Source organism: Candidatus Bathyarchaeota archaeon, from assembly GCA_026014735.1.
Lineage (GTDB): Archaea > Thermoproteota > Bathyarchaeia > Bathyarchaeales > Bathycorpusculaceae > Bathycorpusculum.
Genome location: JAOZHT010000001.1, coordinates 656591 through 673324, shown reverse-complemented (window position 1 = coordinate 673324; position 16734 = coordinate 656591). Strand labels below are relative to the sequence as shown.

Annotated in this window: 11 protein-coding genes; 2 read left to right on the top strand and 9 right to left on the bottom strand. The window is 49.8% G+C overall.

All coding sequences use genetic code 11. The annotated features are described in order from the left end of the window. Window positions 1-55 precede the first annotated feature (55 nt). The 8 genes from NWE93_03465 to NWE93_03430 all read right to left on the bottom strand — a co-directional run bounded on the left by NWE93_03465 (window position 56) and on the right by NWE93_03430 (window position 13060). Window positions 56-3349 (bottom strand): hypothetical protein, encoded by a 3294-nt coding sequence (locus NWE93_03465; protein ID MCW3999277.1) that lies wholly within the window; start codon window positions 3347-3349, stop codon window positions 56-58. Further along, window positions 3350-4657, bottom strand: coding sequence for a hypothetical protein (locus tag NWE93_03460; protein MCW3999276.1), 1308 nt, complete (start codon window positions 4655-4657; stop codon window positions 3350-3352). Further along, window positions 4654-5865 (bottom strand): hypothetical protein, encoded by a 1212-nt coding sequence (locus NWE93_03455; protein MCW3999275.1) that lies wholly within the window; start codon window positions 5863-5865, stop codon window positions 4654-4656. Before NWE93_03455 ends, NWE93_03460 begins: the two co-directional genes overlap by 4 nt. A 1-nt stretch (window position 5866) precedes the next feature. Beyond that, on the bottom strand, window positions 5867-6337 hold the full coding sequence (locus tag NWE93_03450; GenBank protein ID MCW3999274.1) for a hypothetical protein: 471 nt from the start codon (window positions 6335-6337) through the stop codon (window positions 5867-5869). Window positions 6338-6356: 19 nt separating this feature from the next. Continuing rightward, complete coding sequence (locus NWE93_03445) at window positions 6357-7157, bottom strand: hypothetical protein (GenBank protein ID MCW3999273.1); 801 nt, start codon at window positions 7155-7157, stop codon at window positions 6357-6359. Window positions 7158-7234: 77 nt separating this feature from the next. After that, window positions 7235-8965, bottom strand: coding sequence for a type II secretion system F family protein (locus tag NWE93_03440; protein ID MCW3999272.1), 1731 nt, complete (start codon window positions 8963-8965; stop codon window positions 7235-7237). Then, the gene (locus NWE93_03435) at window positions 8949-10595 is read right to left on the bottom strand and encodes a type II/IV secretion system ATPase subunit (GenBank protein ID MCW3999271.1); all 1647 of its coding nucleotides are present in this window, start codon (window positions 10593-10595) and stop codon (window positions 8949-8951) included. The genes NWE93_03440 and NWE93_03435 overlap by 17 nt, the downstream gene beginning before the upstream one ends. A 290-nt stretch (window positions 10596-10885) precedes the next feature. Next, window positions 10886-13060 carry a hypothetical protein gene (locus tag NWE93_03430; GenBank protein MCW3999270.1) on the bottom strand — a complete coding sequence of 725 codons (2175 nt, stop codon included), beginning with the start codon at window positions 13058-13060 and terminating at the stop codon, window positions 10886-10888. Between the two features lie 231 nt (window positions 13061-13291). Between NWE93_03430 and NWE93_03425 the strand changes: the two genes are divergently transcribed. Both NWE93_03425 and NWE93_03420 read left to right on the top strand, forming a co-directional pair. Beyond that, a complete protein-coding gene (locus NWE93_03425) occupies window positions 13292-13987 on the top strand; it encodes an acetate--CoA ligase family protein (protein MCW3999269.1) in 696 nt (231 codons plus the stop codon). 445 nt (window positions 13988-14432) lie between these two features. Then, a complete protein-coding gene (locus tag NWE93_03420) occupies window positions 14433-15287 on the top strand; it encodes a class I SAM-dependent methyltransferase (protein MCW3999268.1) in 855 nt (284 codons plus the stop codon). A 95-nt stretch (window positions 15288-15382) separates the two neighbouring features. Here NWE93_03420 and NWE93_03415 read toward each other — a convergent pair whose 3' ends face one another. Continuing rightward, a complete protein-coding gene (locus NWE93_03415; GenBank protein MCW3999267.1) occupies window positions 15383-16651 on the bottom strand; it encodes a hydroxymethylglutaryl-CoA reductase, degradative in 1269 nt (422 codons plus the stop codon). Window positions 16652-16734 lie beyond the last annotated feature (83 nt).

Below are 16734 nucleotides of genomic sequence, written 5' to 3'. Positions count from 1 at the left end.
AGCTTATGAGTTGGTTCATATAAGATTTTGTCGGTAACTTCAAAACCTAACAGCGCTAGCTCCTAGGCGTCACCGTTAACGTCGGCGGGTACTCCGCTAAAATCCAGAGCCCCATAGGCGTTGTGTCCTGATAGAGGCTGCAGATTGGTGTTGTACCATCGAAAGTCGCCACAGCACCCACCCAAGTAATGTCGTAAGCATATTTGAAGTCAACACGCGACGAACTAACGGGTAGCAATTCAATCAAGTTGGTGCTAGTCCTGATCGAGCCCCTAGATGTGCTTCCGCTAAAGGCGTTAAAACTGTATAGTCTCTGATTGGCGGTGTCTGTAAAGATTAATCCTGTGCCTTTTACGCCGTTTGTGAGTTGACTAAAGTGATGCGGTGTCCACCCGCTGCTTGTATAGTTTAGGAAGGCTGTAGTGGAATTATCAAGAATTGGAAAGCCTGCGAGTGTGCCGTTTTCGGTTTGAGTTTGCGGTGAACTGATACTGGTCGATACTCTTACTGGACACAAATCTGAGATGTTTCTTGCACGAGTCGTTTCTTGGAACATCAACCTGGCTTGGTAGGTGTAGTATGTGACCCCCGCAGGCAGTGTGATAATTATGCTCGTGTAGGTGTTTGAACAGTTAGTGATGCCGCCGCTGTATTCTGCTTCTCCAAGAACAATATCCCTAACTGTACCATTCGTTATCACGTAGGCGTATTCTGGATCCGTAGTGTCGCTTTGACCGTTAATCCTCATCAGAGTTGAAGTGGTGGTTACAGTTCCAGCAGTTGAAGTTAAAACAAAACCAGTGGTTCCAAACTGCAAACGTATATTACTGTTGTTTAAAGTGGTGTCTGTATCGCTGAAGTACCTGTTTATGTATGCCATAGCTGTTTGATTTGAAGCGTCGATTCCACCCCACCAAATCGTGAAATCAGTTATTGAGCTGTTCAGTTGAAACACTAACATCTGGCGGTTGCTAAACACGGTGGTGTTGGCGGTTAAGCCCAGTGGAATCTGGTAGTTGGATGCCCAGTCCTCGATTTGGAAGGGCACCTCGCGGCTTACACCGCCTATGGTTTGGTTAACATGTATTGTTTTAACGGCTATAGGCGGCATAGGCAGGGTATGGGTGGTTACCTCCAGGTTCTGCCCCAGCCAACGCATAGTACCATTCTGAAGGACCTCAAGGGTAAAGCTGGATTGTTGGTTGCGGATGAAATAGGCGATGTCGGGTTCATCCTTTATGTAGACACAGTCAATTTGGTAGCTATCCGGCGCTGGATCGGCGGCATCGTTGCTGCCTACAAAACGAATCGTTAACGTCGAGGAATCTATGTACCCTGCCAGCGAAACGTTGTTGAAGTAGTTAGGCACAAGCGTCATCACCGTGGTCCAGGAGCCGCCACGCAGAACCTGCACAAGCAACGGCTCAGAGCCAAGGCTGCCTGTTTTTATGCAAAGCGCCTGACGGAGGATCGAAGCGTTCACCGAAAGCCACTGTTCCTGGAGGTTAACTGCATAGTTAGGGAACTGGCTGGTGAGGCGTGTCAAGTCTATTTTTAGGTCAAATGGGCTGGCGGAGGTGTTCTGGGCGGTTAATAGTATTTTCCAGCCGGTTGTTGCGTTGCGGTAGTTGGTGGGGTTGGTGGTGATGGTTTGGGTTTGAAGGTTATCGCTGGTGCCCAGTGAGGCAGATAGGTAGCCGTCGCCGCTTGAGGGATATGTTCCTGTTGCGCTGTTGTAGAGTTTTAGGGTGCAGCTTGCGGTGCCGGCGGATACGGCGCTGTCTACCGCCCATGTTAGCTGCTGCCAGCTAATGGAATCAGAGTTGCCCATTAACTCAGCTTGCACCGTGTACTGAGTGGCTAAGGTGTAGGTGCAGTAGATGCTGTATCGCCTCGATGTATAGGGAGTAAGGTTAGGGTCCGGGTTAGGCCAGGTACCAAAAGTTTCTGAATCTGAATATCCCTGATTGCTTGAACCGCTGTTATAATATATGTTCACGCTTCCACTTCCACTGCTAGACCAAGCTACCAAAACATAGTTTGTGTTAGCGGTTAGCACCGGTTTTGGGTTACTGAAGCTGAAGGTTACCCAGCCGTTGTCGCCCGGATAGACAGTTTGTGAACCGCTGCCTGCAACTAAAGCATCGTCTGAAGCAGAGTAAATTGCGACTTTGGCGTTTCGGTTAGACCCAGCGGTTGAATAAAGATAAACACTGATGGATTGAAGTTGCCCACCAGTATCAGAGGAAAACATTGAACCCGTTATTGTATCCTCAATATTTTGGGTAGAAGCCCCTTTTGTTGTGTATCCTAAAGTGCTTGTTTGCGAAGAAAACGCCGAGGGATACGAGCGAAGATACAGGTAGCTGCCGTCGTTACTCTGCGTATCGACAGTTATGTTGCCTGAACTCTGGCTGATCTTGGTTGACCCCAGCAAATTAACGCTCACGGGGTAGTAGTTAAGCGAAGCCATACCAGACGCCTGCTCCGTTAAAGTGTCATAAACGCCGTCGGGGCCACTCTGCTGCGCCGCAAAGTTGCTGTGGGAGCCAACGATATTCTGATTTGCCACGTCAACGTAATCTACGCCTTGGCGGTAGGCGCTACTGTTCCATGTTAATGTGGAGGTTAATTTTGTGTAGGAGGCTGCAACCACCATAAGTCCGCGCGAATCCTCGACTTGAAGGATATAGCCGCTGCCATCTACACCTGAGGGCAAGTCCAGCACGTAGGTGCCGTTGGCGTAGGAGGCTATGCTGGCGGGGGCAGTTAGGTTCCAAGATGAGGTTTGGTAGTTGTAGCTGTAGAGTTTGAGGTTTGATTTGCCCAGATTAATAAGCGGTTCAGCCTCATCTCGGAGAATGATCAGTTGGGCTTGGGTTGTGCTGGAGGAGGTCTGGAGCTGCACATTTAGCCGCGTTGAGGTTGCATAGCTTATCCCTTTAATTCCCAGCCCGGTGAGATTGTAGTTTACGTTTAGGCTGCCTTGGCTGTAGCTGTTGTTAGTAAACCAGCTTGCTGAAAGCTCTAGGTTTGTTAATTTGAAGACGGCGCCCCATTCGGGCCGAACATCGCCTATGTTATCTAAGCCGCTTTTGAGATAACTGGTGGCGAGTTGCTTGGCGTAGGTGTTGTTGCCCGTGACTTTAAGCACTGAACCATAATAGCCCACAGTGAACCCCAGGATTTCTTTAATTCCAAGGTTGGTTTCGTCTATGGCGCTTAGGATCTGCGGCTGCTCCTGCGAGTTTCCGTAGCGGATGGCGGAGTAGGTGGTAACGACTGCGGCGACTAGGACAACCGCAACCAGCAGCGCGGCGATAACGGAGAACTGGCCTTTCTGGTTCATTTAGGCGCCTCCTGCCAAACCCAGCTGCAGCACGACCATGCGTGATGTGCCCGTTGCGGTGTATTCAGAGGCGTAGACTCTGGGATGATAGTAGGATAGAAGCCCCAGGGCGGTTATGCGGATATCGGGGGTTCGGGTGAGACCCAGCGCCAGAAATGACCCCGTGATTGTGGCAGTGCCGTGGGTATAGAGGCTGCCGGGATAGTAGGTTGAGCCACTAGCAGATATCGGGTTAAGTATGTTTATGCCCAATGAAAGATGATAATTTGTAAGGACAGATGCCACAACCGTTCGGGTGGCCGTTTGACTTGCGGACGGATAGATCCCATAGTAGTTGCAGGCATCTAAAGCTGTTTGAGAAAGGGCAGCCTGCCTAGAAGTGCTATCAACAGCTGTTCCAGTCGTACTGTAAGTTTGGCTATCTAAGCCTCTTAGAAACGCTATTACGCCGACGCCTTCAGTTCTTTTCATACCATATATGCCCCATTCGTTCTGTTGATTCTCGAACGTCACCGTGTTGCTAACGTAGTAGAAGGGGTATCCTACTATGCTTGCCCAGGTCCAATTGTACTGGTTAACCCGCTGCCCCAGATAATAGCTGTAGTAAGCATAGTTGTTTTGGCTGTAGGGGGCAACACAGTAGGATGTTGGTATCGGCACAGCTTCTCCGAAGGTGTTAATTATCACCGCATTCCTCAAGGATTCATTTCCCAGCGCCGAACCGCTTAAGAGTTGACCAAGCTGGCTTGTACTCTGCACCATAACAGTGTTCACAAAGTAGGGCGAAAGCAAATCGTACAGGTCCTGCGCCAGCGTATATGCCGTGTAGCCAGTAATCCACCAGCCGTTGGCGTCACTGCAGTTGAGAATATACAGGGTGCTGCCGCTGCCTTCACCGATTTTCTGCGGTGTCACGTTGAAGGTCACGTTTGAAGAAGCCACAGTGTATGAGGAAACGTCGTTTGTTGCAGCAAGGCCTTGGGCGTTGGAGAAGGAGTCCACGTACTGGTAGAGTTCTCCTCCTTGGTCGTTTATGTCGTAGACAGTCAGGTTATAGACGATGTTGGGCGGCAACGAAGCAGCCAAAGCCACCTGCAACCGTCCCCAAATCTGGGGGTCGTCGGTTTCGAAGGTAGCGCGGCTGAGGTCAAAGTCCGTGTCAAGCATCTGAAGAGTAGTAAAAGAGAGCCGCCTCAAGTTAATGGGAGAGACCTCCCGGGGGGAAGGCAAAACAGCGAAGTAGCTTGCGGCGATGAAGGCGCCTGAAAGGATAATTATGACAAAAAGGACCTCGACGGTGCGGATCATACAACCGCCCCCTGCAGGTTCCACAGCGCCAGCTGCGCCTGATAGGCTAAGCCGCCGATGGTGACTTGGCGTATGTCAGTTGTAACCCAGGTTTGCCCGGTGGGGTCGCCGCCGAAGGTCACTGGATATGAAATTGCGCCTAGACCCCAGGGCGCCAAAACCACCCCGCAATCGCCGGTAGATGCGTCCTTGTAGGCTACGATTAGGATGCCTGCGTTGTCGGGCACCGCCACTGCGCTGTATTGGTGGCTGGCGTCGAGTTCTCCTTTGGCGCTGGGCTGGTCTAGGACAACTTGGCGCAGCGTGTATTCTTCAGTCAGGATTGCGAAGGTGCTGTTGTAGCGAAGCGGAGGATAGATGGGGTTTTGGATGTTACCTACTGAACTGCTGTGGGCTAAGCGGATAGTGCGGTTTACAAAACTATCCACCAGGGGCACGACAGAATCGATGGAGCCAGCTGGCGTATGCACGTAGTAGCCCATGCCCTTAAGTCCATAGAGGTAACTGTAGACTATGAGTGCATAGCCGCGGGTTTCGCCGTTAACACCACTAAACGAGATGGTTGCATATCCCGCAGAATCCGCCTGGGTGCTGTTGCTTATAATTGAGTAGGAAGGATAATCGCCCACGGAATTAACCAGAATTAGGCTGTAGGTGATATTGGCTTGTGCCATCACAAACCCGGTCCCGGATGCGCTAACCTCAAAGCGCAGAGGAGAACCCGTACTGATCTTTTCAATATCGACCGTTACCGTTGGATTGAGTTTAAGTTGAAAACCATAGGTGCCATTAATGCCTAAAAGCTTCGACGCATCAGAGTAGCTAAGTGTCTTGGCTTCGGGAACAAGGAGGCAGCTGCCGAAACCAGCGGTAAGATTACCATAGTAGCTGCCGGTCGCGGAGTAATACACCGACTGCGTATTGCTGGCGAGACGAATAGGAGAGTAGGAGCTGAGTTTATACTGGCTAAATTCGGGGTCCTGCAGCCCAAAGCCTACGGGCGCATCGTCACGCATGGACCAAGTGACTGGTAAGCCGGGGTTAAGCAGCATTGTGTCGAGTAGATCGCTGGTTTTGGTGGAGAGTGCCGTGTGCTGCTGATACGCGATGCCGGTTTGGATGGTGTTACCGAAGAGTCCAATGAACACAAGCAAAGCCGCTATAAAGATGACCAGAGAAAGCATATGGTCCATTGTGGCGTTTGCCATTCTAGCTGCCTCCGATGCTTAGCTCGATGCTATCCGCGGTTTTGGAGGCCGTCAAACAGAGGTTAGTTTGGGTGCTGTTGAAGGCGATGGGCTGCCAGTCTACGTTGTTTCCTAGTGTTACCAGCGTGGAAGCTGAGCCGCCAGCTGAATGAAAGCTCAGCGTTACGTTCATAACCTTATATCCGCCGCTAAACGCCGCGGAATGAGTCAGCGTTACCCCATAGGAGTACTGCTCTATCGTGTAGGGTAAATCAACGTTGATAGTTAAAGAGCCATTCATGGAGGCATGGTTGATGGTGTAGTAGAGTTGTTGAATCGTGCTTGCTAGATGCGAGGCGGTTTCCTGTAGCTGCATACTGCGGCGGGAGTCTGTGTAGTTGTCCATGACGGCGGTTGCGACTAGGGGGAAGAGGAAAATCTGCAAAATAAGCAGCGGAACCATAATCATGTACTCGATTGTTATATGAGCCAAGCCTTTGCCTCCCGCATGCTCAAGACGCTCCGATTGTCATCTGCACATTGCCAACATAGATCTCTACAACCGAATTTGAGGTAACTGCAGGTGTAGATGATGAATCCAAGATAATTGAGGAAGAATCAAAGTTGAAGAATTCGCGGTTAAATCCAAGCGAAGCCGCCTGCGGATAAGTTACAGTTAAGACTACGCAGTCAACGCCGCTACGCGTCATCTTCGATATGCCATCACCCGTCAAGGTTAGGGCTTGGGAGCCGTGGGAGCGGCTTGCCTCAGCAAGGTTAGGCAAATAAAATTTAAGGTAGTTCTGTCCGTTGGCGCCAGTGGCGGAAAGCACCCTCATAGTGGGGACTAATGCGACTCTGAGGTAACTGCCATCATTCATCGATAGCTTCTCTATGCAGAAAACCTGTGCGACGGGCATAGAGGATCCGAATAGCAGAAAAGCTCCGCTTGCCGTGTAGGGAACTCGTTCGAAGTAGTTATCTTCCATGGAGTAGGAGCTCACGGGCAAGTTATAGAGTAAGATACCGCTTTGTACGGATAGAGATTGGTTATCCCAAACCCCATTGGAGCGGACGCTAACGGTGTAGGTGAGAACTTGAGGCTTATACTGGAGGGCCCCGAATCTGCTGGAGTACGTGACGGTTTGGGTGCGCCCAATCGTCCAAGCGATGTCATCTAGCTGCTGGGCGGTAGTCTGCATGAACTGTTTGGTTTGGCCAAACTCGTTCTGCGCCAGCTTGTAATTCATTATGTTGCCAGCGTAGCTCATAGCCACCAATATCATAACGATGACTCCAGCAGTTAGGATCATCGTGGAGAAGGCGGGGCTGACTGCACGACTGTTCCTGCGAATACCATGACGATGGAAGAGTTTCGTTTTTTATCCCCCTACGTTAGGTGTATGAACTGCGGAATCAGCTTGGCCGCAACCACTGCTATGATAACCAAGATCGCTGCATGTTTTAGTCCTGACGCGACGGAGTCGTCGCTGATTTTGCCTGCAACGACGCCGATGAGGAAGCTATGGAAAATCACTGAGGTGATGAATATGGTTTCCATCAGCGGGTCGGGTCCAGCTGCTTCCACTCCGGGCACTGAGATGCCTGTTGTGAGCCCCATCATCATGACGGTGGTGGCCACCAGCAGTATCGAAGCCAGATAAGGCATCATAACGTATGGGCGCACACTCATCTTCTTCTCCTTTTCAACTTCCTGGGTCATGTTGTTGAATCGCGCAAGCGAATCAATCATTGCGATTGTGCCGCCGCCCACATCGATGGTTTCTACCAGCAGAAACATCACGATTTGAACCAGCCAGCTTCGGGTGCGATGCAGAAAATCATTCAGGACTTTCTTGATGGGGACCCCCCATGAAATGTCAGAGCTGATTTTCCTAAGCTCCTTGCTGAAGGAACCGTAGTCGCGTCTGGAGAGGGATTCGATGCATTTCTCCGGCGAGAGCCCTGTCTTGCGCACTTCCGTAAGGTCGCGTAGGAAACTTGCGACGCCCTGCTCCATGCTTGATCTGGTTTTTGACAGTTTAATATGTACGATGGCTGGTGGAGCAGCGCAGATAAACATTGAGACCGCCGTGGCAACAGGCAAATCCATGCCTATGGCTTGCAGCTGAGTGATTACTGGAAGCTGCGCTGCACCAAATAGGTTGGTTAACAGAGCAAACGTGAAGATGGCGATTACGCTGCTAAACGCCAGGACCTTGTAGGGGCGCATATCAGTGAGGGGTGTTTTGGTCTGCATACTATGGGCCAAATAGATGAACATGGCTGAAAGCATAGGTGTGAAGATGAAGGTGTATAGCAGCATACCCGAATATTGGGATAGGTCGGAGGAGGAAGCTACGGTGGCGGTTGTGCCCGTTTGGAGATTGTTTACGGCAAAAAGGATGTAGAAGCAAAGAGACATCATCACCTCAACGATGATGAAGGTTTCAAGAAGCATGCCTAACCGCTCAGCTGCAGCTTTGACACGCAGGGCACGAGCTTTGAAAATATCTTCAGCTTTGCGCTCCAAGAAATGCCCTATGTCGCCGCCGATGATGACTGTGGATGCGTAGCCGCCTAAGAAATCCTTGAAAAGGTCAAGGGGCGTTTTTTTGGCCGCTGTCTCCAGCGCAGAGAGAGGGTCGACACCGAAGATTTCAACGTCTTTAACCACATCGCGGGCTTCACGGCTCATGGCGGGCATCAGGTTAATTTCGGTAAGGCGTTTGAAGCTGTCATAGGGTGCAATGCCTCCAGAGGACATGATGCTGATATATGCGGCTGCAAAGGGCAATTCACGTTCCAACCCGATGGAGCGATCGCTGGCGTTGTTGAGAGGCACAACCATAAAGCCGGCGACGACGAAGAGAGGCAGCATCGTCAGGATAAGCAGGGGCAGCACACCAGACACAACGGCAATAGCTGCAGCGGCAACAGAGACGGGTACACTTAGCAGCGCCGTAAAGAGCATCATGGATATGTAGGTTTCAGGGTATATTCTGACGCGGCCCCGCTCCAACGCACCCTTAGTTGAAGAAAACACCTTCGTAAGCAAATAGGGGGCAAACCTACCGAAGAGACGGAAACTCAGCGTTTGGTACTTACTTAGAAACGTCAATGGTTTCAACCTCCAATCCCACAGCCACGTTCATTTCCGGAGGCGCTATCTTCGCGAGTATCTCATCTGGTCTCGCATAGTACTCAGCAATTATCGTGGCAACTTCCTTGTAGCTGCGAATGTTCTTCTCTCGCATCCACCGCAAGACATCACTACGACGCTTCATCTCCTCTAAGAGCCGTTCGCGGCTAAGACCCAGCCGCTCAGAGATGCTTGTAAACAAAAAGCTCGAGTCCAAATCGATAATTTGCTTATCTTTAATAGGGTCCCACTTGAAGGGGTTGACGTAATTCTCGAAGTCAACGATCTCGTTAACTGCGAGGACACGTCGGAAAGCACGTTTCTCGCCGTTTTTAATGAGATGTACACGCTGAACCGACATGACTATGTTCATCAGCGGAATATATGCAGGTGAAATATCCATCGGTTTCTGAGTGAGACGCTTCACAGCTGACTCCACGTTCTCAGCGTGCATCGTGCACATGCCGCCGTGACCAGTGGCCAAAGCCTGAAACAGCACATAAGCCTCCTGACCACGCACCTCGCCCACAATCATCAGGTCGGGGCGATGCCGCATACAAGTTTTAACCAAATCGAAAAGCGCCACTTCACCCACCGTACTGCCGCCTAAACCGTAACTCTGCCGCGCAATCAGCGACACCCAGTTCTCATGGGAAAGGTTGAGTTCAGCAGTTTCCTCGATAGTCATGATTTTGCTGCCTGGCTTGATGAGGCATCCTAGGGCGTTTAGCGCCGTGGTTTTTCCTGCAGCTGTGCCACCTAAAACCATCACGGAAGCGCGGTTTTCGAGGCAAATCCAAAGGTAAGCAGCCATTTCTTCGGTGAAGGTTCCGATGTTGATGAGGTCGATTATCGAGTAGGGGTCATCACGGAATTTGCGTATGGTAAAGGCAGTGCCGAACGGGGTGATTTCTCGTCGGTAGGCGATGGCGAGGCGGTGTTTGCCGGGTAGAGAGGCATCCACAATCGGGAAGGCGCTGCTAACGTGCTTGCCCGCCATGTGGACGAGTTTTACGACTAGGTTATCGAGGTCCTCATCACTTTCGAACTGCAGGTTTGTTTCTATACTTTCAAACGTGCGGTGCCAGATGTAAACGGGCTTATTAACACCGTCACAGCTAATGTCTTCTATGTTAGGATCACGCATCAACGAATCGATCTTGCCAAAGCCGACCAGATCCCGCTCTGCATGATAAAGAATCTTATACCATGAAACGTCGGGCAGCCAACCTAAGCTGATGCGGTATTGATCCACGATTTTTTTGGCTTCTTCAGCGAAGAACTTTCGAGGATCCATGATTTCTTCCTTAGGAGACTGGATTTCAGCCAACAATATCTCGAGGATACGGTTGTATATGCCTCGTTCCATTGGGTCCAACTGGAGTTCATCGAGGATGTATTTGTGCTCGCCCGTTTTGGGGTCCTGCACGATGACGACCTGAGAGAAAGGTTCGTTAAGGGGATATTTATCGACGATTTTTACGTTCTTGGGGAGAAGTGGAACAGGTTGGATGGTGGTTTGCTGCTCTTTTGTTTTCTTTCTGAAGCCAATTTTCGGAAACTTTGATTTGGATGGCTTGTCGGTTTCCGTTTTTTGTTTGGGGGTCACGACAAGTTTTGGAAGTGAGATTTTTGGAAGTTTGATTTTTTTAATAGGGTTTGAAGTTTTGATTTTGGGTCTTTTTATTTTTAGTCTCTTGTTTAGGGAGTTGCGTGTTTGTTCTATTTTGGCTATTGCTTTGTTGATTGGTTCTTTGAAGGACTTTTTCGCTGGTTTTTTTTGCATCTTTTGACCCGCAGTATTCACTCACGGAATAATACTATTAAGTATTATGTCACACTACACAATATTGTTAATATGTACAACAAAAATACAAAAAGAAAAAACAAAAAAAGAAACTAAGAAGTTAACTTTATCTCCCAACGTCGCCGCACCAAAAGGACGCCAGCCACAACCGCAACCACAACCACCAACACAACGACCACCACCAAAATCGGAGTATTATCGCCAGGGTTGGTGACGCTAGAGTCGGACACACCGTTTGATAAATAGAGCGTATACGCTAAGAGTCGACCATTGAAAGTGATCGTTCGGTTGGCCTGTTCAAAGCCTGCCTTAGTCAATTCAAACGTGTACGATCCGTTGGTAGCATCCTTAAAGCTGACGTAGCCGGTCTTGTTGGTTACACCGGACAAAGTTTTTGCCCCTTCAGGCTGCGCTATCGAAGAAACACTTGCACCACTAAGGGGGTTACCCTCGATATCTTTAATGCATAACTGCAATGTCGTCTGGCTGTCACTGGTTGGGGCAGCGGATGGTTGGGGAGTAGGCGTAGGGGTAGAGGAGGTTGCTGATAGGGCGGGAGTTGGAGTTGGCGTGGGGGTAGAGGAGGGCGTCGCTGTTGGAGAGGGCGTCGGCGTAGGAGTAGCTATGGGGTTAACCGTTATTTGTGCGGAATCCTCGCTGTCGAGCCATCCGATTTTAGAAGCCTCAACCGTTACAGTGCATGTACCTGTTTGGGATAGGTTTGGAGCCGTAAAGGTTGTGTTGTAGTATCCTTCGCCTTGCTGTATCGCTGTGAAGGTTCCGCCGTTATTGGATGAGAAGGTCACCTCGACCTCAGTTACCGGTTCATCGCCGTCAGATACATAGGCGGATACTGCAACTTGCCCGCCAGCGCTGATGGCACTTGGGTTAACGGTCAGGGTTGCCTGCATTGGGAAGAAATCAATTATGTAGCCTGTTATGATGGCTTGTCCTGTGGAGTAGTTGGATCCCATAGCAGTGATTGTTGAGGTGCCCGAGCTGTTAGTGAAAGTAAAGTTTCCCCTTGCAAGTGTACGGCCGAAAGGAATCATGATTGATGAATCAACGTCCCCAACGGTTAGATCAGAAGAGAACAGCTTAAGAGTCGTGTTTGAATCGGGGTTTCTGGCGGGTCGGCCTTGGTTATCTTGAAGTTGAACCTGAATCACCGGGTAAGTAGAGAGATCCGCAGGCAAACCTGATGGAGCACAGAAGACAACTAGCTTTGACGGAGTATAGCCGACTGCAGACAAATATTCTGTAGCGGCTTCTAATCCGTTTGTTGCCGCAGTCAATGTAATATCACCAGCCCTATAGGTTGTTTTAAGCGTGGCTACGGCATAGGAGGAGCCAGCCAGTACCGTTATTTCATCGTCTATTGTGGCTATCAGGTTATCAGCTGATGCTATGGTCACCGTTGTGTTTGAAGGCAGCGCTACAGGGTTTCCTAAATCGTCCTGCATTTGGACGGCGACCTGTGGATACGCATTATTATCTGCGAGGACTTGCGAGGGGCCCTTGAAAATCATGAGCTTCTGTGCTGCTTGAGGAGGTGCAAGGGCTTTTGTCGTAAACAGTTGCTTTGTAGAAGCATATCCATGTCCCACTGCAGTAATATTGGTCTCTCCAACCGAATTTGTAGATGTAAAGTTTGCGATGGCAAAGGTTTGACCTTGAAGAATTGTTATGGTTGGAGTCACGGAGCCAGTGACGTTGTTTGAGCTGAAAAGCGATACAGTTACATTGCTTGGTGCACGGGCAGGATAACCGCTTGAATCCTGCAGCTGAACCATTACTGCAGCGTATGTTCCTTCGTCGGCGGGCAGGACAGTTGGGAACCCGTAGACGGTTGTCTTGTAGGGGTAGGGTCCGATGGTGGTCAGGGTTGAGGTTACGGTTGCGTAGTTAGGCGCTGTGGCTGTGATTGTTGTGGTCCCTGGGAGGTAGGTGGAGGAGAAATTGGCGGATGCATAGGTTGCGTTTATGGGTATGGTTATGGTTGGGTCTACTGTTCCTATGCCGGGGGCACTCGAGGAGAGGCTGATTGTGATGTCTTGTTGGGCTCGGGTTGGATTTCCGCTTTGGTCGGTTAATTGGACAAATATGCAGGTATATGTGGTGTTGTCTGCGAGTACGCTTGTTGGGCTGACGTAGAGTTTGAGGGTGGTGGGGTTTGCAGTTAATGCGTTTGTGGTTAGGTTGAAGCTAACAAATGTTGATATGGCGATGAGGAGTATTGCTGTCATCGCTAGGGCTTTTTTTATCATGGTTATTTTTCCTGGACCTTTTATGATGGATGATTGTTGATTTAGGCTGTATTGATTTCATCAAGCAAAACCTATTAAGTATTATGTCTCACTACAACATATTGATCAAGTGTACAACAAAAATACACAACGACAGAACGCTCAGCTTGCAGCGATTTTTGTCTGTGGCAGCGAAACCGTTTTAAAACCCACATACCACACTCTACACTGAAAATCAGGCAGAGACTATCCATGAATCAAACTGTAAAAATCATCAATCAAGCCAAAAAAGAAGGCAGACACGCGCTTTTGGAAACTGAAGCTAAGACCATCTGCGCCGAATATGGCATCTCAGTTAACAAGTTCAGCCTCGCCACCACCGAGCGGGAAGCGTCCTTGCAGGCTGAAAAGTTCGGTTACCCCGTTGTTTTAAAGGTTGTTTCACAGGACATCATCCACAAATCCGACGCTGGAGGAGTACTAGTTAACCTCAAATCCGCCGCCGAAGTGGAGGAGGGCTTCCGCAGAATTCTGGCAAACGCCAAAAAATACAAAGCTGACGCGCGAATCGAGGGGGTTTTGGTGGCGGAGATGGCGCCGCAGGGCATAGAGGTCATCGTGGGGGCAGTTAAGGATCCCCAGTTTGGCCAGACCCTCATGTTTGGGCTCGGCGGCATCTTTGTGGAGCTGCTAAAAGACGTTAACTTCCGCGTGGCACCCCTCACCGATCAGGACGCCCGCGAAATGATCACGCAGCTTAAAGCTTACCCGCTGCTTAATGGTTACCGCGGCGCAGCCCCCGCAGACCAAGAGGCGCTCGTAGCGATTCTCTGCAACACCTCGCGGCTGGTCATGGATCACCCCGAAATCAAGGAACTTGACCTCAACCCCATCATGGCCTATCCGCAGGGCGCCAAAACCGTCGATGCACGAATAATCCTCGAGTAACCACAGCATCCACCCCACTTTTCTTTCGTTAGGGGCGGGGTTCTTTTGTCTCAAATCCAGACCTTGCCTAAGACACTGTTGCTCCACCAGCTCTACCCCCCCTCTATATATAGGCAAAACGGCGGCTGGAAACGGCTGCTTCTTTGGTTTGCATTGCGTTTCTTTATCTGATAGTATAGGGCAGGGGCACTGTTGCTGGGGGCTTTTTTACTTTTGATTCGGGTGGGGGTTAGGCGATTTCCAGTATAACCCCTCATGCATTCATTTTGAGGCCGCCACTGTTGGGCTTGTTTTTGGGGGTTCTCTGAATGCGGTTTTTTGGTTTCCCCGTTTCCATCGGGGCCTTTGCCTTTCTAAGAGCCTCGGGCACTCGGAGGGGAAAGGCATATAAGCGCAATGCAGATTCACTTCTATCAGAGTGATTTGAAAAAAGGAGTCAGCATTTTTGTTAGATTATGAAACAGTGATAAAAGGAAATATTGCTGTTCATCAGAAAGAAGCCCAATATTATGATTTAATACACAACGAAATTTGGAACCGAAGCGAGCAAAAAAGGCTACACAAACTGTTGAGGATTTTGACCTCGCAAATAGAAAAACCTAATTTCAGGGCGTTAGACTTCGGCGCAGGCACAGGGAACATCACACAGAAACTGTTGAATATTGGATATTCAGTGACAGCAATAGATATCTCACCTGACATGTGTGAAAGACTAAAGAAAAAAGAACACCATATGGTAGACACCAAACGCTTAGAGATATTAAACTTGAACATCGACAAAGCAGAGATAGCAGGCGATTTTGATCTTGTAACAAGCTACTCCGTCATCCATCACCTACCCAACTACCTAAAAACCATCGAAAAACTTGCAGACTTAGTTAAGCCCGGGGGAATTCTTTACTTTGACCATGAACAACCCGACGCTGATAGTTCGCTTAACGCAGCAGGTAAACTTATTTTGCGCCTGTATTACTTCACCGATGAACAGACAAGCGCGGTCTACAAAAAATTTCATGGGCTCAACTTGCCCCAGATTGATTACTCATTAGCGGATGTCCATTTGAAATTGGATTGGGCTGCGATAACTCATTTACTAAACGAAAAGGGTTTTGAGGTTCAAATCATACCACACTACGTTAATGATTCAAGAGTCTACACACCCCTGAGTTATCTCCGCAAAATAGTTTTGAAAGCAAACAGTGCAATGTTAATTGCCAAAAAAACGCGGGAAATTTCAGCGCAAAAGCAAATATTGGAAAGCCATAGAGGTTTAGGCGAAGAACAACTCGGGCGGAACTGACGAACCTTTTCGCGGCATAATTAGAATTTGGGTGCACTTGCGAGTTGACTCTCGTTGTTGCGTTTTCGCGGATTACAAAAAGAAAAAGTGCAAAACTACTTTTTTGCTAACTCGTCAAGTATCTCTTTAGCTCGATCCACTCTGACTTTGCGTTCCTTTACCATCCGCTCCGCAACCAACTCAACCTGCTCGCCCTTTGCGCCTGCATTCACCGCAATGTTGCGTGCATGAAGCGACATGTGCCCCCGCTGGATACCCTCGCTGGAGAGCGCGCGGAGTGCAGCAAGATTCTGTGCTAAACCCACTGCGACAAGCACCTCAGCGAATTCGTTGGCGGATTTAACGTTTAGGATTTTCATGGCGATTTTTGCGATAGGATGAGTTTTTACTGCGCCGCCGATAAGCCCCACAGCCATAGGCAACTCTATCGTGCCTTCCAAGTCGCCGCTGCCATTTTTGGTCCAGGTAGAAAAAGCGGTGTAGGGTCCCCTAAGTGCGGCGTATGCGTGTGCCCCGGCTTCGATGGCACGGTGATCGTTGCCCGTCGCCAAAATCACCGCTGATATGCCGTTGAGGGCTCCTTTGTTGTGGGTTGCGGCCCGGTATGGATCAGCGACCGCGAATGCGCTGGCGTAAGCGATGCCGTCCACGACTGCTGCTCCCCCCACGGCTTCCTTGGGCACAATGCAGGTGGCTTTGGCGAGGCGCCGTGTGGCTAAGTTGGAGATTATGCGTAAAATGACTTGGCCGCCTATGAGTTCCTCGATGAGGGGCGCGACGGCTTCGCACATGGTATTAACGGCGTTGGCGCCCATGGCGTCGCGGCAGTCAACGTATAACTCGACAATGAGCATGCGCCCCATTGGTGTATCAATGACTTTGGCGCCCAGATCCTTTGCGCCGCCGCCAAACGAGTTAAGCACCGGGTCCTGCTCGTTAGCTTTCTTGAGAATCTGTAAGTGCGAAGTCAAAATTTTCATCTGCGCAGATTCGGGGTCCTCGAGTTTGACAACTTGGATTTGCCCAATCATCACCGGTGAAGTCGAAGACGTTTTGAATCCTCCTCCGTCCCGCACCATCTTTGCTGCGTAGCTGGCAGCGGCGATTACGCTAGGCTCCTCGGTCGCCATGGGAACGAGGTAGTCTTTGCCGTTTATTAGAAAATTCACTGCGATACCCATCGGTTCAGGGAAGACGCCGATGAGGTTCTCCACCATGTGGTCAGCCACCTCAATAGGCAACGATGAGGACTGCTGGAGAAGCGCCACTTCCTCCATGGATAAACCTGCGAAGTCCGCGACGAGGTCAAGTCGCTGTTTGGGTGTAAGCTTGTAGAAGCCTGAGATAACCGATGACTTAGCCATATTATTCACTTGCAGAAGTGTTCGATTATGGGCTTTTAAACTTTAACTTAGCCCGCCACAAACTCGTCGGTAACTGTGTCCAC